Annotated in this window: 23 protein-coding genes; 14 read left to right on the top strand and 9 right to left on the bottom strand. The window is 45.1% G+C overall.

Annotated features, from left to right (window positions below; translation table 11 throughout):
• The first annotated feature begins 69 nt into the window (after positions 1 to 69).
• Both L4D76_RS16945 and L4D76_RS16940 read left to right on the top strand, forming a co-directional pair.
• Positions 70 to 840: a lipid-binding SYLF domain-containing protein gene (locus L4D76_RS16945; RefSeq protein WP_428442080.1), complete on the top strand. Its 771-nt coding sequence runs from the start codon at positions 70 to 72 to the stop codon at positions 838 to 840.
• Positions 841 to 1383: 543 nt separating this feature from the next.
• Positions 1384 to 1662, top strand: coding sequence for a molybdenum cofactor biosynthesis protein (locus L4D76_RS16940; RefSeq protein WP_428442079.1), 279 nt, complete (start codon positions 1384 to 1386; stop codon positions 1660 to 1662).
• Between the two features lie 111 nt (positions 1663 to 1773).
• Here L4D76_RS16940 and L4D76_RS16935 read toward each other — a convergent pair whose 3' ends face one another.
• Together L4D76_RS16935 and L4D76_RS16930 are read right to left on the bottom strand one after the other, a co-directional pair.
• Positions 1774 to 2934 carry an AI-2E family transporter gene (locus L4D76_RS16935; RefSeq protein ID WP_428442078.1) on the bottom strand — a complete coding sequence of 387 codons (1161 nt, stop codon included), beginning with the start codon at positions 2932 to 2934 and terminating at the stop codon, positions 1774 to 1776.
• A gap of 11 nt (positions 2935 to 2945) precedes the next feature.
• Positions 2946 to 3605, bottom strand: coding sequence for a potassium channel family protein (locus L4D76_RS16930; protein WP_428442077.1), 660 nt, complete (start codon positions 3603 to 3605; stop codon positions 2946 to 2948).
• Positions 3606 to 3853: 248 nt separating this feature from the next.
• Between L4D76_RS16930 and L4D76_RS16925 the strand changes: the two genes are divergently transcribed.
• The gene (locus tag L4D76_RS16925; RefSeq protein ID WP_428442076.1) at positions 3854 to 4873 is read left to right on the top strand and encodes an adenosine deaminase; all 1020 of its coding nucleotides are present in this window, start codon (positions 3854 to 3856) and stop codon (positions 4871 to 4873) included.
• Between the two features lie 12 nt (positions 4874 to 4885).
• On the opposite strand, the gene L4D76_RS16920 is transcribed toward L4D76_RS16925, so the two are convergent.
• Positions 4886 to 6391: a hypothetical protein gene (locus L4D76_RS16920; protein WP_428442075.1), complete on the bottom strand. Its 1506-nt coding sequence runs from the start codon at positions 6389 to 6391 to the stop codon at positions 4886 to 4888.
• Positions 6372 to 6752: a hypothetical protein gene (locus L4D76_RS16915; protein ID WP_428442074.1), complete on the bottom strand. Its 381-nt coding sequence runs from the start codon at positions 6750 to 6752 to the stop codon at positions 6372 to 6374. The genes L4D76_RS16920 and L4D76_RS16915 overlap by 20 nt, the downstream gene beginning before the upstream one ends.
• A gap of 201 nt (positions 6753 to 6953) precedes the next feature.
• Here L4D76_RS16915 and L4D76_RS16910 point away from each other — a divergent pair, with 201 nt between their 5' ends.
• A complete protein-coding gene (locus L4D76_RS16910) occupies positions 6954 to 8141 on the top strand; it encodes a YncE family protein (protein ID WP_428442073.1) in 1188 nt (395 codons plus the stop codon).
• Positions 8142 to 8250: 109 nt separating this feature from the next.
• Here the strand turns inward: L4D76_RS16910 and L4D76_RS16905 are convergent, their stop codons facing one another.
• Positions 8251 to 8805, bottom strand: a complete 555-nt coding sequence (locus L4D76_RS16905) for a hypothetical protein (protein WP_428442072.1) — start codon at positions 8803 to 8805, stop codon at positions 8251 to 8253.
• Positions 8806 to 9151: 346 nt separating this feature from the next.
• On the opposite strand from L4D76_RS16905, the gene L4D76_RS16900 reads away from it, so the two are divergent.
• Entirely contained in the window at positions 9152 to 9637 is a 486-nt protein-coding gene (locus tag L4D76_RS16900; RefSeq protein WP_428442071.1) for a glutathione peroxidase, read from the top strand.
• A gap of 235 nt (positions 9638 to 9872) precedes the next feature.
• On the opposite strand, the gene L4D76_RS16895 is transcribed toward L4D76_RS16900, so the two are convergent.
• Complete coding sequence (locus L4D76_RS16895) at positions 9873 to 10889, bottom strand: CHAD domain-containing protein (RefSeq protein ID WP_428442070.1); 1017 nt, start codon at positions 10887 to 10889, stop codon at positions 9873 to 9875.
• Positions 10890 to 11128: 239 nt separating this feature from the next.
• Between L4D76_RS16895 and hppD the strand changes: the two genes are divergently transcribed.
• Positions 11129 to 12205 (top strand): 4-hydroxyphenylpyruvate dioxygenase, encoded by a 1077-nt coding sequence (gene hppD / locus L4D76_RS16890; RefSeq protein ID WP_428442069.1) that lies wholly within the window; start codon positions 11129 to 11131, stop codon positions 12203 to 12205.
• 73 nt (positions 12206 to 12278) lie between these two features.
• Here the strand turns inward: hppD and L4D76_RS16885 are convergent, their stop codons facing one another.
• Positions 12279 to 12728, bottom strand: coding sequence for a hypothetical protein (locus L4D76_RS16885; protein WP_428442068.1), 450 nt, complete (start codon positions 12726 to 12728; stop codon positions 12279 to 12281).
• 1337 nt (positions 12729 to 14065) lie between these two features.
• The gene (locus L4D76_RS16880; protein ID WP_428442067.1) at positions 14066 to 15127 is read right to left on the bottom strand and encodes a Preprotein translocase subunit SecY; all 1062 of its coding nucleotides are present in this window, start codon (positions 15125 to 15127) and stop codon (positions 14066 to 14068) included.
• Positions 15128 to 15774: 647 nt separating this feature from the next.
• On the opposite strand from L4D76_RS16880, the gene L4D76_RS16875 reads away from it, so the two are divergent.
• The 6 genes from L4D76_RS16875 to L4D76_RS16850 all read left to right on the top strand — a co-directional run bounded on the left by L4D76_RS16875 (position 15775) and on the right by L4D76_RS16850 (position 23805).
• Positions 15775 to 16227, top strand: a complete 453-nt coding sequence (locus L4D76_RS16875; protein WP_428442066.1) for an acyl-CoA thioesterase — start codon at positions 15775 to 15777, stop codon at positions 16225 to 16227.
• 291 nt (positions 16228 to 16518) lie between these two features.
• Positions 16519 to 16890 carry a CopL family metal-binding regulatory protein gene (locus L4D76_RS16870; RefSeq protein ID WP_428442065.1) on the top strand — a complete coding sequence of 124 codons (372 nt, stop codon included), beginning with the start codon at positions 16519 to 16521 and terminating at the stop codon, positions 16888 to 16890.
• 428 nt (positions 16891 to 17318) lie between these two features.
• The gene (locus tag L4D76_RS16865) at positions 17319 to 18593 is read left to right on the top strand and encodes a TolC family protein (RefSeq protein WP_428442064.1); all 1275 of its coding nucleotides are present in this window, start codon (positions 17319 to 17321) and stop codon (positions 18591 to 18593) included.
• Positions 18594 to 18597: 4 nt separating this feature from the next.
• Positions 18598 to 20100 (top strand): efflux RND transporter periplasmic adaptor subunit, encoded by a 1503-nt coding sequence (locus L4D76_RS16860; protein WP_428442063.1) that lies wholly within the window; start codon positions 18598 to 18600, stop codon positions 20098 to 20100.
• Positions 20097 to 23222, top strand: a complete 3126-nt coding sequence (locus L4D76_RS16855) for an efflux RND transporter permease subunit (protein ID WP_428442062.1) — start codon at positions 20097 to 20099, stop codon at positions 23220 to 23222. Before L4D76_RS16860 ends, L4D76_RS16855 begins: the two co-directional genes overlap by 4 nt.
• 55 nt (positions 23223 to 23277) lie before the next feature.
• Positions 23278 to 23805 (top strand): cupredoxin domain-containing protein, encoded by a 528-nt coding sequence (locus L4D76_RS16850; RefSeq protein WP_428442061.1) that lies wholly within the window; start codon positions 23278 to 23280, stop codon positions 23803 to 23805.
• An 85-nt stretch (positions 23806 to 23890) separates the two neighbouring features.
• Here the strand turns inward: L4D76_RS16850 and L4D76_RS16845 are convergent, their stop codons facing one another.
• On the bottom strand, positions 23891 to 24433 hold the full coding sequence (locus L4D76_RS16845) for a Spy/CpxP family protein refolding chaperone (RefSeq protein WP_428442060.1): 543 nt from the start codon (positions 24431 to 24433) through the stop codon (positions 23891 to 23893).
• Positions 24434 to 24632: 199 nt separating this feature from the next.
• On the opposite strand from L4D76_RS16845, the gene L4D76_RS16840 reads away from it, so the two are divergent.
• On the top strand, positions 24633 to 25091 hold the full coding sequence (locus L4D76_RS16840; RefSeq protein ID WP_428442059.1) for an ATPase: 459 nt from the start codon (positions 24633 to 24635) through the stop codon (positions 25089 to 25091).
• 131 nt (positions 25092 to 25222) lie between these two features.
• Complete coding sequence (locus tag L4D76_RS16835) at positions 25223 to 26581, top strand: MBL fold metallo-hydrolase (protein WP_428442058.1); 1359 nt, start codon at positions 25223 to 25225, stop codon at positions 26579 to 26581.
• Positions 26582 to 26702: the final 121 nt, after the last annotated feature.

Genomic DNA, 26702 nt, shown 5'->3' with positions numbered 1-26702 from the left:
TCTCTTTCTGAGCCACTTTGATACCGATAGCCTTTATCTGGCTATCGGCCTTACAAAGAGGGAGCTGCTGTGAAATACCGAGCCGTTGTTGTTGCACTGAGTCTGTTCGCTTTACCAGCCCATGCGAGTTGGGAAAAGTTTAAGGAAACAGCGTCAGATATTGGCACTAAAGTCAGCGAAAGCAGTAAACAAGCCTGGGAGAGTGTATCTGACTTCTCTAAAGAAACATGGGATTCAGTGTCCGATTGGGGGGAAGACGCATTTAATACTGCCGGTGAGTGGACCGATAGTTCTATTGAAACGGGCAAAGAATGGCTTGATGCCGGTGAAGCCAAGCTGGATGAAATGTTGGAACCGGAGACGCCAGCCGAAGCCCGTGAAGCACTAAACATCATGGCAGATACCGCTCTGGTTAGGTTGTTCAATAAACAGCCTTCCGCAAAGTTATTGTTTGATGCAGCTTACGGTTATGCGGTGTTCGATTCGCGTCAATTTTCATTGCTGCTTCATACCAATCAGGGGGCGGGGGTTGCGATAAATCGTAAAATTAACAGCCACACTTATATGAAGATGTTCGGGGCTGGATTGGCCGCTGGTTTTGGTGGCAAGTTTTATCAGCAAGTGATCTTTTTTGAAGATCAAAAGACCTTTGACAGCTTTGCAAGTGAAGGCTGGGAAGCAACATCAGAGATAGGCGTCGTTGCGGGTACTGAAAGTGCTGAGTTAACCGCTAAATACAATGGTGGAATGGCTATCTATCAGATTGGTGAAAAAGGGCTGTTGATCGATGCCAATATTTCAGGGTCGAAATACTGGATAGATACCGATCTGACAGAATAATTGACGTTGATTACCACTTTGAAAAAGACTGTATTTGACAAAAATCGAAGTCATCGACTTCGATTTTTTTATACCTGTTGTGTGATTATGTTTCTAGGTATAACTCAAAATAACACTGAAAATTCATATACTCATAAAGAATAGTCATATACCCCAACCACCTCAAGATGCAGAGTTCAGCGAGAATTCATTGGCTTTTAGTCAAGGCAGCCATTTGAGTGAATAGTGGTTCTATTTAGATAATGGGTAACGCAGAATAAAAGCCAATGAAACTCGCCCCTTGGGAGCTCCTCTGGAAAATCACTTCTTCACAAAATGTGTTTGAAAGGGATCGCCATTCCTACACACATTTCGTTCGAATTGAATTCCCAGAGGAAGCTCTGAATCTCGCATATTGAGGTGGTTTGGGTATATCGATAAGTGCGCTATGTCATAAGTTAAAACATTTGTTTAAAAATACTTAGCGGTTTGATAGGGTTTTATTTTATAAATCACTCTGTAACTTTTATATCAATCTTATCTCTTCATAAGTGAGCTGGAAATATGGATGTTAAAAGAAGCTGGGGATTTATCTCTGTTCTGATTGGGGCTTTTTCATTGTTGTGGGGCTGTATTTCGTTGAGTGGTATGGTCGGGCAAGAGCAAGTTTTATCTGATATGGGAGGTTTCTTTGCTGCCGGTGGTAGCGATTTTTTAGCATCGTATAATGCCGAACAGGCGATGGCAGCAGCAAGACATAAGAATGTGGTGATATTGTTAACCGGCATTGTACTATCAGCCGTAGGCACCTTGATGATGAAAGGCCAGATTAATAAATTCTAATGTTTTATACCCAGACCACCTTAAGACACAAAGGGCGCATCTTGAGGTGACCTGAGGATATTCAGGCTTAAGGTTAGCTATCAGTCCTTGTTATAAAGGACTTGTGCCATTTCAATCAGGGTTCGGTGGGGCTGGAACTTCCTCAGACAATGGTGATTGCTCGGTGGTGGTTGCTTCTTCTTGGGATTCAGTGGCTGATTCAGACTCGTGCATCCATGTAATGAATAGCTGATACCAGATAGCCAGAACGACGGGCCCGATAAACAACCCCAGAAGTCCTGATACAACCATGCCGCCAATAGCGCCGATTAAGATCACTGGCATGGGAATATCCAAACCGCGGCCCATTAGCAGGGGTTTTAAGAAATTGTCACTTAACCCGGCTAACAGACTCCAAATGGCAAAAATGGTTGCAGTTGTTGTATCGTGAATGGAATAGACATAAGCAATAACGGGTGCGACAACAAGTAAAGCGGGTAGCTGAGCGATTGCCAGTAATAATACTAATACGGTGACTAATCCGGCGGTCGGTAATCCAATCGCAAATACCCCGATACCGACCAAAAGAGCCTGAATACAGGCGACCCCAACCACACCCAGCAATACACTCCGGATAGTTGCTGTACAGAGTGATGTCCATTCAGAACCGCTATTGCCCGCGATCCGTATAGAAAGCGTGTTAATTGATTGGGAAATACTGTTGGCGTGGGCCATAAATGCGGCTGAAATAAAGAGCGCGACAACAAACATTAGCACACTGACAATACTGCTACCCACGAGCGAAGCTAGCATCGTAATGCCAGAAGTAAGCTGAGGGAGAAAACGGGTGAACGCTTTCTCTAAATTGGTTGAAAACAGCTGCCAGATATCAAAGAGCTGCTGTCCGATGATAGGGATCTCTGCCACTTTCTCAGTCGGGCCGGGTATCTTTAAGGTACCTGAACTAATCGTACTACTGATGCCTTCAATAGCTTCGATGAGTGAGATAGTGAACAAGACAAAAGGTACGACTAATAACGTCACACCAATGAGTGCTATCACCGTTGCGGCAAGCCCACGCTTGCCTTTAAACAGGGCCTCAAGTTTTAAGGTCAGAGGCATCAGGGCAACGGCGATGATTGCCCCCCATAAAACGGGGATCAGGAAGGGTTTGACGATACCAAAAGACCATACAATTAAGATGAAAAGCAGGCCGACCCGAATCGCCGATTCGACCATATTATTGACGAAGAACTGGCTCTGCTTTTTATAATCGGATTGATGCTGTTCCATAACGTGCCTCGTTATTGATTCAGTGTGCTCTGCCGCGCATTGACCAGGCTGGAGACGACGATGGCCATATAAAATACGCCGGTAATGGCTTCAAGATAGACAATCACTTGCGCCAAGGCCGAGACAGGGCTGATGTCGCCATACCCTAGGGTGGTCAGTGTGACAAAACTAAAGTAAGCAGCGGTTGAGAGGTTATCGCCCCAAGGTGCAGGTTCAATACCTTTAATGGCATGGGGAGAAAACTCAATGATTAGTAGATAAGCCATGGCCCAAATGAGGCCCAGTAAAAGAAAAAGTGCGACAGATCCGATGATTTTGTTGCCGTCAATCGTGCCGGTAAACAAGACCTGTCGAGCTGTCGATTGAAAAGTGCCCGAGAAAAAAATCAACACTAATGTCATCATTATGGTGTTGGTGGCGGTCAGGTTTAGAAAGTTATGGGTCAGGATGGTAGCAACCATACAGGCGCTGATGACCAGAAGAAATCGATACCAGTTTTGATCGATTTTCAGGCTGACTAAGCAGACCAGAAAAACCACGATAATGAAAAATTGCAGTAAGTAATCAAGAAGCCCTTCAGGTAATGCCTGGGCAAGGGATGGTGCAATCAGTAAAGCAATGAGAGAAAAGGTAAGATAGAAAAAATTATTTTTTTTGGTAATGAGTGTCATTGCTGGTTACTTACCATTCAGTTGAGCCATAGAAAATACGACTAATAAAGACAAGCTTAGAACATGGCGGAAGGATGGGAAGATAAAACCTCATTGCGTATCGTTTTTAATCCACTATTAGTTCAAATAAGATTTTGTATATAACACAGTTAGCGTCACTCCTTCTTTTGTGTGTTTTAGCTACACTATTGTTATTAATCTTAAAGTTGTCTTTGTTGCCTGAGATTGAATGAGTGAGAGGGAAGAGTATGGATGGATTTATCAAAACCTTGCCTAAGGTCGAACTGCATCTTCACATCGAAGGAACATTAGAGCCTGAACTGATGTTTGAGCTGGCACTGCGTAACAAAATTAAATTGCCTTATCAGAACGTGGAGCAGGTACGCCAGGCGTATGAGTTTGACGATCTGCAGTCATTTCTTGAGCTTTATTATCAAGGTGCTCAGGTACTGCAAACGGAGAGAGATTTTTATGATTTGACGTGGGCGTATTTGCAACGCTGTAAAATGGATCACGTTGTTCACACCGAGATCTTTTTTGATCCGCAAACGCATACTGCACGTGGAATTTCGTTTGAGACCATTATCAATGGTATTACCCGAGCGCTGCAACATGGCAAAGATCAATTAGAGATCAGCAGCCACCTCATCATGTGTTTTTTGCGTCACCTGAGTGAACAAGATGCCATTGAAACCTTGCAGTTGGCAGTACCCTACAAAGATCTAATTATTGGAGTAGGGCTGGATTCATCCGAGCAGGGACACCCGCCGGCTAAATTTCGTCATGTGTTTGAACAAGCAAGAGAGCTGGGCTTTCTCACTGTTGCCCATGCTGGTGAAGAGGGGCCAGCCAGTAATATCTGGGATGGAATTAAAATGCTTCATATCGCGCGTATTGACCATGGCGTGCGTTGTGTTGACGATGAGTCATTGGTGAAGTACCTTGCGAAAACCCGCATTCCATTGACGGTGTGCCCGTTATCGAACGTGAAGCTCAAGGTCTTTCCCACCATGGCCGAGCATAATGTGCTTAAGCTACTGCGCGAAGGTTTGTGTGTCACCATTAATTCCGATGATCCGGCCTATTTCGGCGGGTATATGACGGATAATTATCTTGCCGTTGCCCATGCTCTTGACGCTTCCAAGTTGGAAATGGCGCAGTTCAGTCAAAATGCCATTGAAGCCAGTTTTCTTGATGCCCGGCAAAAAGCAGAATTACAGCAGCGGTTACAGCATTATATGGATCAACAGTTCAAACCGATTTTGTGAAATCAGGAAAAGTTACTCCACAATAGGCTGAGCTAAAATCCATAAGCTGACCATGGTGTAACCTACCATCAATACCAGCATAGGAAGCTGACTCAATAAAACCTGACGTTGATTATCGAATATCCGTTGTGCCATTACATGGGATAAAAACACGGCAAAGATATGGCCTGTCACAATGGCAATGACAGAGGTTATCCAAACGAAACGCGCATTAACGATGCCGATATCGACAAAATAGTGTTTGGTCCCGAATAAATCCCAGCCAAAGCCGAATGGATCGGATAGCAAGGGAATGATGTATTGGCCGACAATGAGCAGGAATGACATATAGTGAGCAAGGTGGTAGGCCAGTGCAATAGGGATCAGCGTCATGACAAAGTATCCGGCTAATTCCCTAATACCAGGGGAGGATGCCGGGCCCGTTGACAGTCTCATTAACAGACAAAACGTATAATAAACACTGATAAAAAGAGCAGGAAACAGAACAAACCCCAACGACATGATGACGGCCACCGCATCACCAAATATTGGCTGCAACAAAATAAGCAAAGGCCGGAGAAAATCAGAATATAGTATCCATTGAACGGTACTTGCCCATAAGGGGGTTGCCATGAACCCGTCGAAAGTGACCACTGACAACATCAACACCACAAAGACGGTCAATGACGCAGATACTGGCTGAGAGACCAAAAGACCCACGCCAAAAGGTCGTAGAAGCCAACGTCTCTCTTGTTCTTTATTATTCCATTCTGACGGCGCGAAGCGAGCGAGCAAGCCAAAGACGAGGGTGAAAGCTTCTCCCCGCTGTAGCCAGGCCTCTTTGCCGAACAGTACCATTCCAGTCCATGTTAGCAGCGAATACCCCAGCGCCATCGAGGCAATATTTGCGGGCTCGTCACTGTGTCGCCAGACTAATTCAATCCAGGAAAACGCCGCAAATAACATAACCGCCGGCCACACACCTATCCATCTGGGCAGCGCAACATTGAAAGACAATGACGACAGACGGCTATATCGGCAAACTAACCATTGCAAAAGCGTGAAAATGTTTGCCCAGGGATTCACCAATGGCCAGAAATTGCCCAACAAGCCAGAGACATAGGCAAACCCGACCCACCAAATAACCCAGACCAGTGTCGGCGCTATATTTTGGAAAGGGTCTTGAACGCCAAACCACCCGGCTGTCAGGATTAAAACGAACAAAACAATGGACAGAGCCTGTAGCAAACCGATCAGGAGCGGATGTTGCAAAAAGCGGACAACAGGGAGCTTCATTAAATTGAGGCAAGGGTAGCGGTACAACAGCATCCCGCGTCGGACGAACAGGGCTATAACGACAAAAGATACCGCGACTGTCGCTGCGGCTCCGATTAAATACAACATAAGAGGTACAGGAAGATCGTAACGCTGTGCAAAACCGTGTGCTGATACCGCGCCGGGGAGCAGCATCAGAATAACGGCGAATGATGTTATGAATACCTGTTTAGTTGTGAACAGGTTATTTAGGATAAACTTCAAGATAAAGCAATACCGCATGGTGGTCTGTCCCGAGTTCATCCTGGTGCTCACCAAATCCGTGGGCGGTTATCGGAAATCGACCGGTTGCCCTGGATCTAAATTCCATCACCGCGGGAGCATCTACCGTGACGGTCTGCTTGATATCATAGCCGTGCAGGTGCAAGTTGACGGTTTCATCGGTATACCACTTCAGTGACACCCACTCATCTTCTGTTACCTTGATTTTATTGAGCTTCCCCTTTATTTGCCTATTCTCGATCTGCAGGTCAAATTGTTGGATGCTTTTTCCGGCATCGCTGATACTTTCTTCTGCTGATACGGAAGAAAGCACAAAGAAAACGATCACTGTGGCGCTGCTCATTGCTCTATGAATCAATCTCATATCGACCATTATTTTGAACCCCTCCTGATACAGTATACACAGCATGAATGAGCCGTTGCCTCAGGGCTTATCGCTTATTGACTGTTGTATCAAATAAACCGAGCGATGAGCTGCAGGCTGCTAGACTTATTGATCATATCAATCGTTTAACGCAATAACGTAATAACCAAGGAGCTTAGAATGAAGCCTCTACAAGCAATCACAGCGTTATTCTTCTCCGTTTTGATTGCATTCTCATTCAGTGCCAGTGCTGAAATACTGGCGATGCTGAACTACGAATCAAAACCGGCTGACAATCTGAAAGAACTGAAATTACCTTTTGCTACCCAAAATAGACGTGAAGGGATTGCGATCATTGATGTTGATCCTGAGTCTGACAACTATGGCAATATTCTGATGGATATCCAGCTGCCACCAGACTTGGTTGCCCACCATATCTTTTTCAACCGCGATGCCAGCAAAGCTTATGTCACTGCATTAGGTAAGTCTGAGCTGCGTATTATTGATATGAAAAGCAATCCTTTTCGTATGAAGGTACTCGTGATGGCAGGCTGCCAGGTTGGCGAAGACACTATCTTCTCTGAAGATAATAAAACCTGGTATACAACCTGTATGGGATCAAACAAAGTCATTGTCGGTAATGCAGTAACAGATGAAATTACCCAGCTTATTGATATGCCGAAACTCTACCCCCATGGTATTGCTCTCAATAGCAGCATTGACCGGCTGCTGGTAACCAGTACGGTGAGAGCTTCTGATTTGGGCGATCCTGGCGAAACCATCACCGTGATTCAGGCCAGTACCGGTAAAGTGCTTTCTCACCTAAAGGTATCCGACAAACCTTCTCCTTCTGGTGAAGCCCCTGTTGAAATATTATTTGTTCCTGGCACTAACCCGCCGGTTGCCTATATCACCAATATGTTTGGCAACAGCTTGTGGACCGCTAGCTGGAACCCGGGTAAAGACGATTTTGATGTCGCGATGGCTTACGATTTTTCCGGTAGCGGCGCGAGTGTACCTCTAGAGATTTACTTCCGCGAAAACAGTAGCCGCATGTATGTTTCAACCGCCAAACCTGGCCACCTGCATATTTTCGATATCAGCGATCAAAACTTGAAAGCCCCGAAACTGATCAAAACGCTGCCCGGCCAGGAAGGTTCGCATCATGTTGCTTTTACCAAAGACGGTAGTTATGCGTTTATCCAAAACGCATTTGTAAATCTACCCGGCATGAATGATGGCTCTATAACGGTGGTGGATCTGAAAAATAAGAAAGTGCTGGATACGATTAATACCTTCAAAGACAAAGGCTTTAATCCCAATAGCATAGTGTTGCTGCCAGAGTGGAATGACTTGGCTGGTCACTAATCAGAGTAAAACGAATTAGCCTCAGCAATAATGATGGATTCAACAATTAAAAAGGATCACCTCTAGTGATCCTTTTGTATCTTGAGGTGGCTGGTGGATATTAACTAAATTAACGGCTTAGCCATTTTTTGACTGTTTCGAGCAGGGTTGCAGATTGCTTGCTTTTGCGAGCTTGTTCGACCCCGACATAATAAGCCCGCATAAAGCAGGAACGGATTGGCTCGGTGGAATGTGTCTTTGAAGAGTCTAGCGCATCTGGCATCAGAGTCTGCGCGATCTGCTCGGCATGATCATTGGCATAGCTGAAATCGATACCAGTATAACCTTGCACCATAAACCACAACGTGGCGATCACCGTTAACCGCTGGCTATCTGTTGCCACAAATTTATCTGCTTGCTCAGCTCCGACAGTGTCCTCGAAAACCTGCTTCATATTCTGCAGGCTCTGACTCTTCTGTTTATAATCTTCGACAGCTTCGCTCTGGGCTTTTGTCATAACGCCGAGCAGTAAATGATGTTGTGATTTGTCTGGCTTCTGCTGGCAAACAGAGACAAAAAATGGAGAACACACCGCGATAAATTGGTTCAGTTCACCGCGTTCTTGTTCGCTAAAGGGCAGGTCATGTAATCCCATGACGCTTAATTCATTCAGTAAGTCAGGCATGATGCTAATTATTCAGTATATTAATCTGATCGCAGTATACGGAATTTTACTGAAAATGCAGAGGCTGTTGGGTGCAAATAGGTTTTGTGCTGTTTTTTCTGATGAGAGTAGAGAGTAGAGAGTAGAGAGTAGAGAGTAGAGAGTAGATATATATATTTGTCGTTATTGAGTGAGATAATTGCAGGGATAGAGCAAATATTCTACGAAGGCCTGAAAATGATATCTATTCAGTGTATAACATTAACTCGAATAGCATTGTATTAAGCTAATGTTATGCCTGACGAACTGGATGTCTAAGACGTATTGTGACTATCAGCCCTATGCTCAATAGCCTAATTGGAGATGCATGATGACAAGTTTTTATGAACTTTCCGCCAGTAACATCCGTGGTGAAAACGTATTGATGAGTGATTTCGCCGGTAAGGTGGTGCTGGTGGTCAATACCGCCAGCGAATGTGGTTTTACGCCACAATATCAAGGGCTGCAAGATCTGTATGCTAAGTACAAAGATCAAGGATTAGTGGTTTTAGGTTTCCCATGCAATCAATTTGGCGGACAAGAGCCGGGTGAAAATCAACAAATAGCAGAAGCGTGTCAGATTAATTATGGTGTCGAATTTCCCATGTTCGAGAAGGTGGATGTGAATGGTCATGACAGCCATGAAATCTTTCAGTATCTGACGCAGGCATTGCCCGGTACATTTGGTAAAAAGGTGAAGTGGAACTTTACTAAGTTTCTGATCGCCCGTGATGGTAAACCGTTAAAGCGTTTTGCACCAACGAAGAAGCCAGAATCACTGGAAGCCGATGTTGTACGACAGCTCAAGCGTTAACCAGAGTATGATATGGCGAAAATGACGCTCATAGGTATACCCAAGTTACCTCAAGATGCAGGATTCAGAGTGATGCCAGCCAGTTCAATTCAAGGAAAATGTGCGAAGGAATGATAGGTCCTTTCGAGTACATTTGACACAGAAGTGGGCTGGCTGGATCACTCCCGCAGGGCGAGTTTTCCAGGCACTAATGTTGCGTTGCTGATTTTTGATGTAGAGCGACTATATCTGCAAATCAGCGCCTGACTTTAGCGCCTGGAAATTCTCGCTGAAACGAGCATCTTGAGGTAACTTGGGTATATAGGGATTGATAACTGTCAATGTTTTGCTGATCGGCAAAATGGACGAGCTGCTGGATAACCTGATTTTTTGCCGTTAAGTGTTGCTGTTCGGTGATGGCTAATAATCGTTCAACGGCAAGATACCTGTGGCTGTTCGGTTTTCTTGTGGCCAGATAATCGGCTAAAAACAGCTGTTGTATCGATGAATCATTAAACTCACCAAGCAGATCCTGTAACTGCTTTAAGGTTGTGATTTGATTATTTATCGACTTGGCCGGAAACAGCGGCAAGAAGTATTCGAGCAGATACCTCAGCTTTTTACACTCAATGCGCAGCTGGTGAAGTTTGCTATCCGGGCTGTCACTATCTAATGCCTGGCTGATCTTCAGCACTTTCTGAGCTCGTTTCCAAATAACCTTTGTACCAAATTGCAGGATGGGTATGTGTCCCGCTTTGGTAGGATCTTGAGAGAGCCCTTCAAGCAGCCCTTTGACTTGTCTGCACTGCTGCTTGTAGTTGTCTGTTTTCATCCATTGTTTTAATTCCTTAAAAGCCTTGCTCCGCTTGCTTTGCAAGTCGTCAAAGAAGCGTGCTAACCCCTGGTGATGCTTGTGTTCCAGGAAATCATAGTAGTCATCCATCTTATGAAGATAGACATCTAAATCACGTAGCAGATTGGTTTTTTGCATCATGCTTTTTAATGTATTTGTCAGCATCTCGCTCTGTTTTGGCTGAAAAATCTCTTTCAGCAGGCTGATAATTGCCCGGCTGCGACGTAGGGAAACCCGATATTGATGTAAGAATTCGTCATCATCATCCCTCAATAATCCGGCTTCATGCTGGCGTGCATGGTGAAATTCGGTGATCAGAAAAGAATAGGTAGGAAGATAAATGTCTGTTTTTGCATCAAGATTAATCTTGTTAATTTTGCGTTTTGGCAATTTTAGCTTATCTCTTTTTGTTACGTTCATTGTTTCCTCCTTACTATTAAATCTAGTACCACTTGACTCAGAGTTTGATTAAATAGGCAGGAATTCAAAATGAATATACTCAAGTGACCTGTCGGGGTAAGAAAGGCAGGCGATACCCATTGGCAAGCATGCGTTACAAAATTCATTTACATTTTTATAACATTGATTTCATCGTGAACTTCTCATCTATTACTCATTAGTGCTAATTCTATTAGTAGGCATGAATTGAGGATAAACAGATGGAAAACCCCCGCTTTAATCCAATGGGAACGGATGGCTTTGAGTTTGTTGAATATACCGCGCCAACCCCTGAGGGGATCGCGAATTTGAAAGATCTGTTCCGACTCATGGGCTTTGCTGAGATTGCGAAACACAAACATAAAGCGGTATGGCTCTACCGACAGGGTTATATCAATTTTATCGTCAATGGTGAAACACATTGCCAGGCCGAAGGGTTTGCCGATCTTCATGGGGCAAGCGTTAATGCGATGGCATTTCGCGTGGCAGATTCGAGCCAGGCACTGGCTTATGCCGTCGAACAAGGTGCCACTGCGTGTGCACCGCAGGCTGGCCCGATGGAGCTGAATATTCCAGCGATTTATGGAATCGGTGAGTCGTTAATTTATCTGGTCGATCGCTTTGGCGAACACGATATCTATGAGATCGATTTTGAGTATTACCCTGACTATAAGCAGCAATTAGCCGATCTAGATGCCGGCTTAGAAGTTATCGATCATCTTACGCACAATGTTCAGCGGGGCAACATGGACTTATGGTCAAGCTTCTATGAGAAGATTGCCAATTTCCATGAAATTCGCCACTTCGATATCAAAGGTAAGATGACCGGATTGTTATCAAGGGCGATGACAGCCCCTTGCGGAAAAATCCGTATCCCAATTAATGAATCCCATGACGATAAGTCACAAATTGCCGAGTATCTTGAAAAATACAATGGGGAAGGGATCCAGCATATTGCCCTGAGTACTCAGGATATCTACAGTACAGTGAGAAAGCTTAAAGAAGGTGGGCTGCGCTTCATGGATACACCGGATACCTATTACGAAGGGATCAATCAGCGTGTACAAGGCCATGAAGAAGATGTCGAGAAGCTCAATGAGCTGAAGATCCTGATCGATGGTGATGAAACGGGCATTTTGCTGCAGATCTTTACTGATACTGTGATTGGTCCGGTTTTCTTCGAAATAATCCAGCGTAAAGGTAATCAGGGCTTTGGCGAAGGTAACTTCCAGGCTCTGTTTGAATCGATTGAGTTAGATCAGATCCGCCGTGGTGTATTGGATGCGACTGATTCATAAATACTTTCATTAAGTCTATGAGTGATTTATACCCAAACATCATCTTGAACTGGTTTGGGTATAACCACTGATCTTAGAATGTAATTTGCGAGTCCAGAGTAATGACAAGGTTGTAATTTTTGGTATCGATCAAGCCGACAGGTACGGCTCCTAAGTTTAAGCTGAAGTTGCTCATGGGTAACACTCGTAGATAGGGTTGGGCTAATGGAACAACATCCATGCCTGACTCTTCTTTATATCCGGTCACGCCACCTAAGCGAATGCCGAAACCCAAGTATGGGTTCGCGTTGTACTCGAAGGCCTTGTACAGAGCGACACTTTGGCGACTGTAACTGTTCTTGAAGCTTATAACGCCGTACCCGGCATACTCAGCTCCAATACCAAGGTTTGACTCATTCAATTTAACGCATTGGTCATTTGCGCAGAAAAAATGTTTGCTTGCCAGAGGGATTGTCACGCGAAAGTCACTGGCACTAGCCGGAAGAGCAGCAAAGGCGAGTAATATCGCTAATGCTATTTTCATTTTGGTTTCCTGTTATTTTATAAAATTAGATACTCATTGCGCATCAAAACACCATAAAAGGCATGACCTTTAATGAGTTGTAATTTTGATACCATTATTTTTAATTCAGAGAGTTAGCGGTAGATTATAAAACCGTTCAATCGTTTAGTTAGTCATTTATCGTTATGTTCTGTCCATTAAGTAGCTATAAAATATGACTATATCTTCGTTATCCAACGATAAATAGAAACAACCCGCCATTTAGTGAAGTCGTTGTTTATATATTTGGTTTTTGTCTGCCAATATAGGCAATTTATCGCTCTGGATATCGTCTGTAATAGTTCCTAGTCATGACAAATTAAGACCAAATATCTGGGGCAAAACGTTGATATTACAAAGTAAAACAGAGTTTATCTTGTTGATTTAATTTGTTTTTATTGTTTAGCGCTGTTTCTCCGTTGCAGTTAATCTTGTTTGCCCTAGAATGAAGTGGTTCCTCCTTGGCACAGCACATAATGGCGAAAAAATGTATTTAGTCAAATGGCTTTTTTCAAAAATGAGTTATAAAAAAATCTCAAAAGTGAGAAACATAATAGTTTGCTAAGATAACTTTCTGAGACAGAAAAGGTTTATATTAAAAATTTATTTCAATGTTTTTAATTAATAGAACAGCATATTTTTCCAAGGTAATAAAAACAATGAAACATAAGGCATAATAATTTTATTATAACGTATTGATTTTAAATTTAGCCGCTTAAAGTAACCCCTTTTAAAAAGATGATTAGAATAGTGTGATATTAAAGTTTTTACTCTTGTCAGATTTTTTAGTCAATGTGGGGTTCTCTGAATTCTCGCTGAACACAGCATATTGAAGTGGTTTGGGTATAGATATTGACCTGAATTTTATTTCAGCGTACAGTTGTCCATGTTTTCAGCTTACACGTGTAAGCTGAGTGGGCTTTTTTTATCGTTCTAAGAAGCTGAAGCGTGTAACGGTTAAGTGCATGAGTGTAATGAACCTGCCGACTTCAGCCAGTTAACATCTTGGTAACCAATGGGTAGCAAGTTGGTTTGGTTTCTTTGCTGTCAGAATTGAAAGTGATTAAAAATTGATTTAACTATCTTTTTATCAATATAAGGAAAATGATCATGATGAAACTTATAAAAAACTGGCTGGCACTGAAATTACTCCAACCGGATGACGATTGGAGCACTGATTTCATTTCAGAATATTTTTAATAGCAATTGCTTGAATTAGCAGGCATTAAGAAAAAAAACACCGAACGTATTCACGCTCGGTGTTTTATTGTACTTCTACGCGTGAGGTATGAACCTGCTAGCGATGAATCAGGAGGGAATTAGCATTCTGCCAAACCATGCCATTGATAATGGTTGTTGGGTTTTTTACTGACAAAGCCTTCATCCAGTAGCTTTTTGAAAATCTCGTCGACTTCCTCACTATTTGTTTTCAAAAAGCGAGTCATAGCGCGTTTACTGCAGTTCACCTGATTCTGGCTGAGCGCATCAATCGCTTGCTCATAGATGCTCTTGGGCTCTTCGGGCTCCAGTGCTTCAGCAATAATCTGAGCATCAATCTCGCTGGTGCCAAATTCTGAAGGGTTCATCTGGTGCGCCAGCAGTTCAGGATCTCGGTGTTCAGCACTGTTGTAGGCATCAATCGTAATCGGATTCAGGCGACGGAATTGATTACGAAAACGCAGCTCTTCACCAATGAGTCCAACAAAAAAGGCCGCGAAAAAATCAAGCAGTACCGATAGAAAGACGACCAGGCCCAGCTGAGCAGTTTGGGTCTGAATATTCAGCGACTTTGCCAGGCTATCGATTAGGCCGAGCACCGAGCCCTGGCTGACTACTGGCATACTATCGCGTTCTGCTGCCAGCTCTTGCTGCTGCTGGCGTAACTTATCATTGGCTTTTTGAATACGTGTCACCCCGGTGGCGATACGTTCCATTTGAATATATTTCTCGGCGGCAACGTTATTGAGTTCAATCTGCTTCTCGATGGCATCGATCTGCATGTTGTAAGAATTCACCTTACTTTGCTGAACATTAACGTGGTTTTGAGCCTTGTTCGTGGCGCTATTTATGCCACCGACAGAGCCGCCAATCGAGATCGCTGCCAATACCGCATAAAAAGCAAAGGCAGAGAGTGCGCCAGCGTAATGGCGACGGGCTTTACGTTCACCGACTTCATACCAGGCAAAAAACTTACCCAGCTCAAAAATCACCGCCAGGCCACCGAACAGTACCTGCATCAGCGGGTCATCATCAATTGACAGAAATAGAAGCAAAGAGAAGACAATGGACGCGAGAATAGACGCGCCGGTGAAGCTGTAAACCGTCCACATCGCGAACGTCCCTTTCGGGTATCTTACGGGTAAATTTTGGTTGTAAAGCATAAAGAGTATCTGTGTCGATGAGCGCAATGCACATTAGCTTGTCAGCTATGCCGCCAAGCAATAAAAAAGGGACGGCAAGGATACCCTAAAAAACAGGCTGAGCCCTTATAAAACGTGGCTTTTCAAGGCTTATCGATGGAAATTGACACGCCACTTTCATAACTGTTTAATACTTAAGCATTTGTTGTTTGCAAACTCTTCAATATCAACTTTTACGTGCTACAGATTGCGGATGATTGACTGCCTAGGAGCGCTGATTTCTAAATAACAGCGACACACAATGAAAACAGACTTGTTGCAAAAGTGTTAAGTTGAGGCTAGGTTAAATATTCTATACCCAAGTTACCTCAAGATGCAGGATTCAGAGTGATACCAGCCAGTTCAATTCAAGGAAAATGTGCGAAGGAATGGCCGGTCCTTTCGAGTGCATTAGACACAGAAGTGGGCTGGCTGGATCACTCCCGAAGGGCGAGTTTTCCAGGCACTAATGTTGCGTTGCTGATTTTTGATGTAGAGCGACTATATCTGCAAATCAGCGCCTGACCTAAGTGCCTGGAAATTCTCGCTGAAACGAGCATCTTGAGGTTACTTGGGTATAACAACAGATAATTAACGAACCTGCATATCAGGTATAGCAAGGAGCAAACATGGACGACATGCTGAAAGACTACCCGGTGATCACCGAAATTCCTGTTGCCTGGGGTGAGATGGACGCCCTGAATCATGTTAATAACGTCGTTTACTTTCGCTATTTTGAAACGGCCAGGATCGATTATTTCAATAAAGTCGCTTTGATGGCAGAAATGAAGCAAACAGGGATAGGACCGATATTGAGTGAAACAACCTGTCGCTACAAGCTTCCCGTTACCTTCCCTGATACCTTATACGTCGGTTCACGCATTTCTGAGGTTAAAACAGACAGGTTCACGATGACTTATGAAATTGTCAGCAAGAAGCTCGGCAGAACCACAACGGTCGGTCGCGCTGAAGTGGTGATGTTTGACTTCAAAACGAATGAGAAAGCCAAGCTGTCGCAACATCTGCTTGATACCATCTCGTCAATAGAAGGGAAGGGGTTGATTGAGGAAGAAGTGGTTTGACTTAACGACTTCGCTTGCTATTAATATGCCGAAATGAATTTAAATAGCTTGTGCCAGGCCTATATGCTGGCTGGGGGGCTTGTAGTTGAATCAGCAGAAGAGTGGCGGTGTTACAGATTCAGCGATAGGTAGCGATAGTTTAATATGTGTTCACTTAATGCGACTAAGCTGAAAAGTATATGAAAACGTATTGACCTTACCCCTGCTGGAAGCTTTATAGTTTCAGTGTACTCACTTGGATGAAGAAAGATGGCTCACACAGGCTCCCGATACAATTTGGTTGCTTTGATATTGTTTTTGATAACTGCTCTGTTATCAAACTCGGTAGTGGCTGCGCGTTTCTCATCTGGCATGGTACATGTTTCTTCTGCTTCTATGAGTCAGATGACTCACGCTAGTGACTCTATGGCTGACATGGACTGCCATGGTCAAAAGCACAACTCAGAAAATAACGCCATTGCGCAGGCAAGCAAGATGTTGGTGGATTGTGGTTCTGACACTGATCAATGCTGCAGTCAGCCGTTATGTATGAGCGTTATGGGGTATTTACCTCCATCAGCTTTTACTATCCCCTTATCTTTTCATCCAACCCCAGCTGCCCTTAACGGTATTTTTGAACCGCTTAAGCGTATCGAATCCCTGTTCCGCCCCCCAATAGCATAATACCAAACTGACTAATGATCTGATCCAATCAGAGCTTTGTCAGCAGTTTGAGAACAAGCCAAATTAATGAAGATATAGTGGTTCTACATCGAAGTAATTTGGGGCCGTTATCGAATTGCTGACAAGCTCCCGAAGGGCGAGTTTAAAAGATTCTGCTCCTGTGTTGCTTGTTTTTAATGTATCGACATACATTTTCAAACAAGCGCCTTGTATCAAAATCTTTTAACTCTCGCTGATAGGCCAGATCATTAATCAGTTTGGTATGCAATCCGGTAATTTCTACTAATTGTACGGGCTGCTCGTGCCTGTATCTGCCACTTAACACTTTGGCATAACTGTCTTTTACCTAGTCAGTAATACAGCAGTACGACAGCACTCTATGCACATTGGTTATTTGTTAATAATTACTTTATGTAATGGATTTAATTATGCGCTCAAAATTTGCGTGCCGCTTACTGGCAGCCAGCCTTTCGGCGATACTGATACAACCTGCTTTTGCTGAAACTGAGCTAAACGAACTGATTGCTTATGCCATTGAGCAAGACGCAGGCAAAAGGCAAATCACCTATCAGGCAGATGCAATGCTAGATATGGGGGTTGCCAACTCTCAATGGAAAGATCCGCAGCTAAAACTTGGGGTGGGCAATCTTCCTGTTGACAGTTTCAGTTTCGATAAAGATCCGATGACCAATATTTCCGTTGGTCTGATGCAGAAATTCGGGCGGGGTGACGCCTTAGATCTGCAGTTAAAACAAAGTACTGAGCAAGCCGACAGTATGCGCCAAAAGGCCGGCGTACGTGAACTGGAAGTCGCCAATGCGATCACCGTATTGTGGATTGAGCTTTTTTATCAGCACAAAGCCCAGCAGACATTAGAGCAAAATCGAGTCCTGTTTTCTGATCTTGAGCACTATTTAAGTACCAACTACGGGGTGGGGGTAAATCAGGCACAAGACCTTATCAAGGCACAGCTTCAGGTTTCTGTACTTGATGAAAAGCTGCAGGCAAATCAGCAGCTGCAACAACGTATCCGTGCTCAGCTTACCGAGTGGCTAGGTGACAGGGCGTTGGATATAAAAGTTAACCGCTACCCCGGTTGGGAGAGCTTGACGGAATACTTAGCGACCAAACCACAAAGTCATTATAACGCCCTGTTAACTCACCCAACCGTCAAGATGGTTGATTATCTGGTTGAGAGCAGTGAAACCCAGGTTGATATTGCTCATGAAGCTTATAAACCTCAATTCGGGGTGGAAATGATGTATGGCTATCGCCAGGCCAATGGCATGAATGGCCAGCCAGCATCTGATCTGGTGAGTTTTTTCTTAACCATGGATATCCCGCTGTTTACTGATAAGCGTCAGGATAAAAAGCTGTCCTCAGCCCAACACCTGGTCGGGGCAGCAAAGTCTCAACGCGATCTGATGCTCCAGCAGATGAATGCCAAAGTCGATGCATTATTGGTGAATCACCACAACCTCCAGGAACGGTCTAATCGTTATAGCCATACGCTGCTTAAACGAGCCAAAGAGCGAACTCAAGCGGTAGAGCGTGGTTATCAAAATAATACCAGCCAGCTGGATGAATATATTCGTGCCGCGAGCGAAGAGTTAAATCTGGCATTGGAACAAGAGCGATTAAAAGCAGATTTACAGCTGACTAACAGCAATCTCGCTTTTCTGCTGAATAAAAATAAGGAATAACAAAATGAAATCACTTTCTGTGGCTGTATTGGCCCTGGCTATCGGTGGCGCTCTGGGGTACTTCGCGTACCAACCCATTAATGAGGCTTTACATACGGATGGGCAGAGTGCGTCATCTTCAAATGAGCCTCTGTATTGGGTTGCGCCGATGGACCCGAATTATAAGCGTGACAAACCCGGAAAATCTCCAATGGGAATGGATTTAATCCCTGTTTACGAAGAAGATTTGGCCGGCGGGCAGGATGATGTAGCAGGTACTGTCACTATCAACCCTGCGGTCGAAAATAATTTAGGCGTTAAAGTTGCCCCGGTACTTCAGCAAAAATTAGCACCGCAAATTGAGACGGTCGGTTATGTCGCCTTTGATGAAAGCCGTTTATGGCAAATCAACAGCCGCGTGAGTGGCTGGATCCAAAAGTTAAATATTGCTGCTATCGGTGAAAAGGTGAAGAAAGGCGAGGTGCTTTTCGAACTATATTCGCCGGATCTGGTGCGTGCCCAGGAAGAGTTGCTTAATGCTAAGCGCATGGGCAAAGCCGTCCTGGTTAAAGGGGCCAAAGAACGCTTAATTTCACTTGGGGTGGATTCAGCGCAAATTAACCAGATCCTCCGTCGCGGTAAAGCAAAGCGCGATATCGCCATTAAAGCCCCTTCGGATGGGGTGATTGCAACCTTGAATGTGCGTGATGGTGCGTATTTATCACCGGCTCAGGCGGTGATCAGCGGCGGTTCGCTTAGTGAAGTCTGGGTGGATGCTGAAGTATTTGAAAGACAATCGCACTGGGTAAAACAGGGCGCAGCAGCTGAGATGACGCTTGATGCTCTGCCTGGTCAGGCGTGGGAAGGAAAAATTGATTACGTCTACCCGGTACTGGACGCGAAAACCCGTACCTTGCGTGTGCGATTAAAGTTTGACAATCAGAATGGTGATCTTAAGCCAAACATGTTCGCCAACATTACCCTGATGCCGAAAATTGATGAACTATCACGGGTTATTCCGCAACAAGCGGTGATCCGCTCCGGCAATATGACGCGAGTTGTTTTGGCATTAGGTGAAGGCAAGTTCCGCTCAACCCGCATTCTCACCGGTCGGGAAGCTGCCGGACAGATTGAAGTGCTTGAGGGGCTGAGTGAGACCGACAAAGTCGTCACGTCAGCGCACTTCCTGCTTGACTCTGAGTCCAGTCAGAGTGCTGATTTCAGTCGCATGGCAGGGCAAGAAGAAAAAGCCATTGTCGCTAACACCGCTTGGGCAACGGGAACGATCACCGATGTGATGGCGGGCCACAGAATGTTAACCATTCAACATTCACCGATCCCTGAGTGGGAGTGGCCGGCGATGCAGATGAACTTTACGGTCAAAGAGGGGGATGACTTATCGCAATTGATTGGGGGTGAGTCGATCCGATTTCTGATTGAGAAAACAGAAACGGGTGACTATGTCATTTCTGATATTCGTCCCGCGGATGCTGCAATGAATATGCCTTCAGCGGAGGATAAACAATGATAGGTGCCATTATTCGCTGGTCGATCGGGAACCGGTTCCTGGTGCTTGTCGCCACGGTTTTCCTGGTGGCGGCAGGATTGTACAGTGTTCGTCAGACGCCGATTGATGCACTGCCGGATTTATCGGATGTGCAGGTGATCATTAAAACCAGCTATCCGGGACAAGCGCCGCAAGTGGTCGAAGATCAAGTGACCTATCCGTTGACGACGGCAATGCTGGCAGTACCGGGTGCTGAAACCGTGCGAGGTTACTCTTTCTTCGGTGATTCATACGTGTACATCATTTTTAATGATGATACTGATATGTACTGGGCGCGTTCACGGGTACTGGAATACTTAAGTCAGGTAGCACCTAACCTTCCAGCCAATGCTAAGCCGACATTAGGGCCTGATGCGACGGGTGTGGGTTGGATCTATAGCTATGTGTTGCAGGATAAAACCGGCCAACATGATCTCAGTGAGCTGCGCAGCCTGCAAGACTGGTTCTTGAAATATGAGCTGCAGACGGTTGAGGGGGTCTCTGAAATTGCCACGGTCGGCGGTATGGTGAAGCAGTATCAGGTGCAAATTGATCCTGCCAAACTACGCGCCTATGATCTTACGTTGCAGCAAGTTAATGGTGCCATCCAAAAAGGTAACCAGGAAGCAGGTGCATCCGTTATTGAAGTGGCTGAAGCCGAACATATGGTCCGGGCGACCGGCTATCTATCAAGCATTGAAGACTTAAAAGATATACCGTTAAAAGTCACTGAAAGAGGCACACCTTTGCTCTTGGGCGATATCGCCGATATCAACTTAGGGCCACAGATGCGTCGCGGGATCTCTGAACTCAATGGTGAAGGTGAAGCGGTTGGTGCGGTCGTGGTGATGCGCTTTGGTGAAAATGCCCGAGATGTCATCCAGAACGTAAAATCTAAACTGGAAGAGCTAAAGCGAAGTCTGCCTGAAGGAGTGGAAATTGTACCTACCTATGATCGTTCTGGCTTGATTGATCATGCCGTTGAAAACTTGTTTGAAAAACTGCTGGAAGAGTTCATTGTTGTCGTCGTTGTGTGTGCTTTGTTTTTGTTCCACTTCCGCTCGTCGCTGGTGGTGGTACTCAGTCTTCCTGTCGGTATTTTAGTCGCATTTATCGTGATGCGCTCGCAAGGCATTAATGCCAATATTATGTCTCTGGGCGGGATCGCTATCGCTATCGGGGCCATGGTGGATGGCGCAATCGTGATGATTGAAAATGTTCACAAGCATATTGAACGCACGCCGCTGACCGACAAAAACCGTTGGCAAGTGATCGCGAAAGCGACAGAAGAAGTTGGGGCACCGCTGTTCTTCTCATTGATGATCATAACATTAAGCTTTGTGCCTGTGTTTGCTCTGGAAGGACAGGAAGGCAAGATGTTCTCGCCGCTGGCCTTCACTAAAACCTTTGCCATGGCAGCATCGGCTGGCCTTTCTATTACTCTCGTGCCGGTGTTGATGGGCTATTTTATTCGCGGGAAAATCCTTCCTGAGCATAAAAACCCGATTAACCGCAGCCTGGTTGCACTGTACCGCCCCATGCTCAATACCAGCATGCGCTACCCTAAAACCGTGCTGCTGTTGGCTGCTGTACTGCTGGGCTCTGCCTATTATCCGCTGCAAAAGATGGGGAGTGAATTCATTCCGCCACTGGATGAAGGCGACTTAATGTACATGCCAACGACATTCCCGGGTATTTCGATTGGTAAGGCGCGTGAGCTGCTTCAGCAAACCAACAAACTGATCAAAACCGTACCGGAAGTGGAAACTGCCTGGGGCAAAATTGGCCGCGCTGATACCGCGACAGATCCTGCGCCGCTTACCATGATTGAAACCTTTATCCAGCTAAAGCCAAAGAGTGAATGGCGTGAAGGGCTGACGTCTGAAAGTTTGCGCAAAGAGCTCGACAGCTTAATTCAGTTCCCCGGTATAACCAATGCTTGGGTAATGCCGATTAAAACCCGGATCGACATGTTGGCGACAGGGATCAAAACGCCGATTGGGATCAAGATTGCCGGTCCTGAGCTTAAACAGATTGAAGCGATAGGTGCGCAATTAGAACCCATCTTAAATGGCGTGGAAGGCACGACATCTGTCTATGCCGAACGGGTTGCCGGCGGGCGTTATGTCACCATTGATATTAAACGCAGGCAAGCGGCGCGTTACGGATTGAATATCCAGGATATTCAGCAAGTGATCAGCACAGCTGTGGGTGGCATGAATGTGGGGGAAACGATCGAAGGGCTTGAGCGTTATCCTATCAATGTACGCTACCCGCAGGCTTATCGTGACTCGCTGGATAAATTGCAAAACCTGCCATTGGTGACTCCGAACGGTGCTCGTATTGCGCTGGCCGATGTGGCGGATATCCGCTTTGAGGACGGTCCGCCGATGATCAAGACCGAAAATGCACGGCCGAACGGCTGGGTATTTGTCGATATTGGTGGCCGAGATCTAGGCTCCTATGTTCAAGACGCTCAGCAGGTCGTGGCAGAGCAATTAGACATGCCTGCCGGTTACTCGCTGGTATGGTCTGGTCAGTACGAATATATGGAACGGGCTAAAGAGCGCCTCCGTGTGGTAACGCCGGCCACCCTTGCCATCATTATGCTGCTGCTCTATCTCAGCTTCCGCCGTGTCGGTGAAGTGCTGGTCATTATGGCGACCTTACCGCTCGCTTTGGTGGGCGGGCTCTGGTTGATGCATGTGCTGGGTTTCAATTTCTCGATAGCGGTTGGTGTCGGTTTTATCGCCCTTTCCGGTGTGGCGGTCGAAATTGGGGTCATCATGTTGGTTTACCTCAATCAGGCCTGGCATTACAAATTGCTGGATGCAAAAGGAAAAGGTCAGGAAGTCACGGGAAATGATTTGAGTGATGCCATTAAAGAGGGGGCCGGTCTGCGTGTGCGACCTGTGCTAATGACCGTCGTGACCGTTATTGCTGGTCTTGTTCCTATCATGTATGGCTCAGGCACTGGCTCTGAAGTGATGCAACGTATCGCGGCACCGATGATAGGCGGTATGGTCTCAGCCCTGCTATTGACCCTGGTTGTTTTGCCAGCGGTCTTCAAGCTGTGGAAAGAGACCAGTCACAAGTTGAAATAACTGATTGGTATTAATTCGAGCTGAATAACTATCTATATTATAAGAGGAAGTAAACATGAAACTACTGAATACCCTTGCATTAGCAATAGCTTTGTCAGCAGTACCCGCATTGGCAGACAGCAATGGTCATGATCATCAAAGTAATAACAAACAAAAGATGAGCCATGATGAAATGGGGCATGGCGAAATGGGGCATGTCATGTCGGAAGTGGGCATGCCGGCTAAAACCGCGCAAGCTATTCAAACGGTTAACGTGACATTAACGGATGAAATGAAGTTAAGGTTCGATCAACCTTTGAAGATTAAACAAGGGGACACAGTACGCTTTATTGTGATCAACAAAGGCACGATGCCGCATGAGTTTGCTATTGGCAGTAAACAAGAGCAGGTAAAGCATCGTGAGATGATGCGCAGCATGCCAAACATGAAACACGAAGATGGCAGCGTATTGAGTTTAGGCGCAGGTAAACAAGGTGAGCTGACCTGGCACTTTATGGGTAAACCCCATGTTGAGTTTGCCTGTAATGTACCAGGCCATGCAGAAGCCGGCATGACGATGGATTATATGTTACGTAATAAATAAATCGAAGTGAGCACCTCGATAGTCGGGGTGCTTGTTTAGGAGATAATGACTGAGCGTTGCTTATCGTTGATGTCTCCAGGGCCTATCAAAAACATCCCATAAAGGTGTTTTGATCCAAAATCTTCTGCTGCTTAGGATCCAGGCTCTGATAAACGTTGGCCAATGCCGCGGAATAGGAAGTCATGCTGGCGAATCGCTCGCTCATCATTTGAGTATGGCGTTCAAGACGTTGCGGAAGTGTTAGTGATTGACCGCCCTGGAAGTACTCAAGCATCTGCTGGTGGTGTTCGATCATAGAGTTTGCCTGACGCTCTATGATTTGCTCGAACTCATCCCATTTTACTTGTTGTTCTTTGTTCAGTTTGAGCTGACTTTCCAGTTCGTTGAACTGCTCCTGCATCGCTCCTATGCCCATACCTCCGGCCATAGCACCTCGCCCATGCATCATGCCGTGATTTTTTGACATCATGCCCTGACCGCCACCCATCATGCAGCCCCCGCTCATCATACCCGGGCCACCCATCATTCCCATCATGCCGCTTTGCCAATCTTGCGCAGCATAAGCCAAGGTAGCTGTCAGCCCTATGGCAGCAGTAACACCGATTAATAATGTCCGATTGTATTTCATGGTTTTGCTCCTTAAAACTCATTGATGGGCAGGGAAAATATAAATTAGCTACTACTAATGTAGACCCTAAACAAGTTAACGTTAGTTATTGATGTGGAAAATTAATTATGCCACATCAGGATCACTTCCAACGTACTATGATCTGTTATGTAAAGTCGCGGATTATCTAAATCTTCTTAACCTATAGAGGACGCTGAATATGCAAATTGAAACGTTAAGAGATGTCCTGCATTGGACTCGTGAATTTCATCAGTACCTAGCAAATTGCTTACAGCATGGTGTCGACGAAAATGAGAGTCAGCGGGCAAAGCTGTTACTTCAGTATCTTGGAGAGCATGAACAAAAACTTGTGAATGTGTTGACGGGGTTTGAGAAGACTGCAGATGAAAGTGCATTAAATACATGGTGTTATGATTATCTTGATAAAAACCCCATCCATCATGATATACAGTGTGAAAGTGCATTTTCACAGCTTGACCCAGCTGACATTATTACTGAAATTGTCACTCTGCACCAACAGCTCACTGAGCTCTATCGTTATTTGCAAAGCCGGGCAGAGTCGTCATCCAGTCAGGAATTGCTGGCTCAACTGGCTGAATTGGAAAAACACGAGGCAATGCTAATGGTACATAGTGCAAACCGATTACAGGATATGTAATTAGCAATTATAGCTATTTAACTAAGAAGATTATGGCTGGTCAGCCATTCAATTGTATTTTGTAATAAGGCAGTGAATTCTCGCGGGACCCTACAATTGGATGTGGTTTGGTTATATACAGGGATAAGCTCATGAAAATTGTTTTTTTGGGTGGTTGCGAAACGGTTACGGGATCTAAGTTTTTGGTTGAAACTAAAACAACGCGCGTGCTTGTCGATTGCGGGCTTTACCAAGGTTATAAGTGGTTGAGAAGGCGTAACTGGCAGCCCTTGTTGTTTGTAGATATTGATAAAATCGATGCTATTCTTCTAACCCATGCCCATCTGGATCATTCCGGTTATATTCCCGTTTTATACAAACAAGGCTATCGTGGACCGGTTATCACTCATCGGGCGACTAAAGAGCTATGCGCGATATTGCTGGCAGACAGCGGTCACATTCAGGAAGAAGATGCCCGGTATTACAGTAAATATAAACTGAGTAAGCATGAAGTACCCGAGCCGCTTTATGATCGTGCCACGGCTGATAAATCCATGGAGTTATTCGAATCTGTGGAATATGAAGACTGCTTTTCTGTAGGTGATATCAAGGTTTATCTGCAAAATGTCGGTCATATCCTGGGTGCGGCAAGTATCATTATCGAAGCGGAAGGTAAAAAAATTGGATTTTCCGGCGATGTCGGTCGACCTGACGATGTGCTAATGAAACCGCCAAACCCCTTGCCAGATCTTGATTTACTGTTACTCGAATCCACCTACGGTAATCGCCGCCATGATAAAACGGATCCGTTTCAGCAGTTGGCCGATGTCGTAAATGAAACCGCAAAAAAAGGTGGGGTGTTATTGATCCCCTGTTTTGCCGTGGGTCGTGCGCAAACGCTGCAACATATGCTAGTCACGTTGCTGGAGGCCAAGCGCATTCCTAAGTTACCCATCTATCTCGATAGCCCGATGGCGATAAACGTCTCTGATATTTATCGTCGCTATTCTTATGAGCACCGGCTAACGCATGCACAATGTAATTCTATGTGCCAGAAAATCATTTATACACGCAGTGTTGAGGAGTCTAAAGCAATAGCAGAGATGCGGTTTCCTCATATTATTATTGCCGGTAGCGGTATGGTCACTGGTGGCAGGATCCTGCATCACCTCAAACAGCTGTTACCCGATCACCGAACAACGGTCTTATTTACAGGCTATCAGGCAGGGGGAACCCGTGGCGCAAAAATGTTGGAAGGGATGGAGAATGTTAAAATTCACGGTGAGTGGATTCCCAACCGTGCGCGGTTAGAAGTGATGAATGGATTGTCTGGGCACGGGGACTTTATGGATATTGAGCAATGGCTTAAGCAGTCTTCTCTGCGAAAGGACATGCCTATTCAACTGATTCATGGTGATCCTGACGCTCTTGAAGGAATGCGGGATCATTTACGCCGAACAACGACATTTGATATAGAAATAGCGGGCTATCAAAATATTCTTACGGTGTAGAGGGCGTACAGGTGTGAAAATCAACGCGATCCCACACCATTAAAAAAGGGTTCTGACAGATCAGAACCCTATAAAATGGTTGAACAGTGCACGACTTTCCAGGAGGAAGAGGTCGAGTTAC

The sequence above is a fragment of the Photobacterium sagamiensis genome, assembly GCF_050337085.1.
Lineage (GTDB): Bacteria > Pseudomonadota > Gammaproteobacteria > Enterobacterales > Vibrionaceae > Photobacterium > Photobacterium sagamiensis.
Note: the sequence above shows the minus strand (reverse complement) of the source record. Positions and strands in the feature narration are given on the sequence as shown.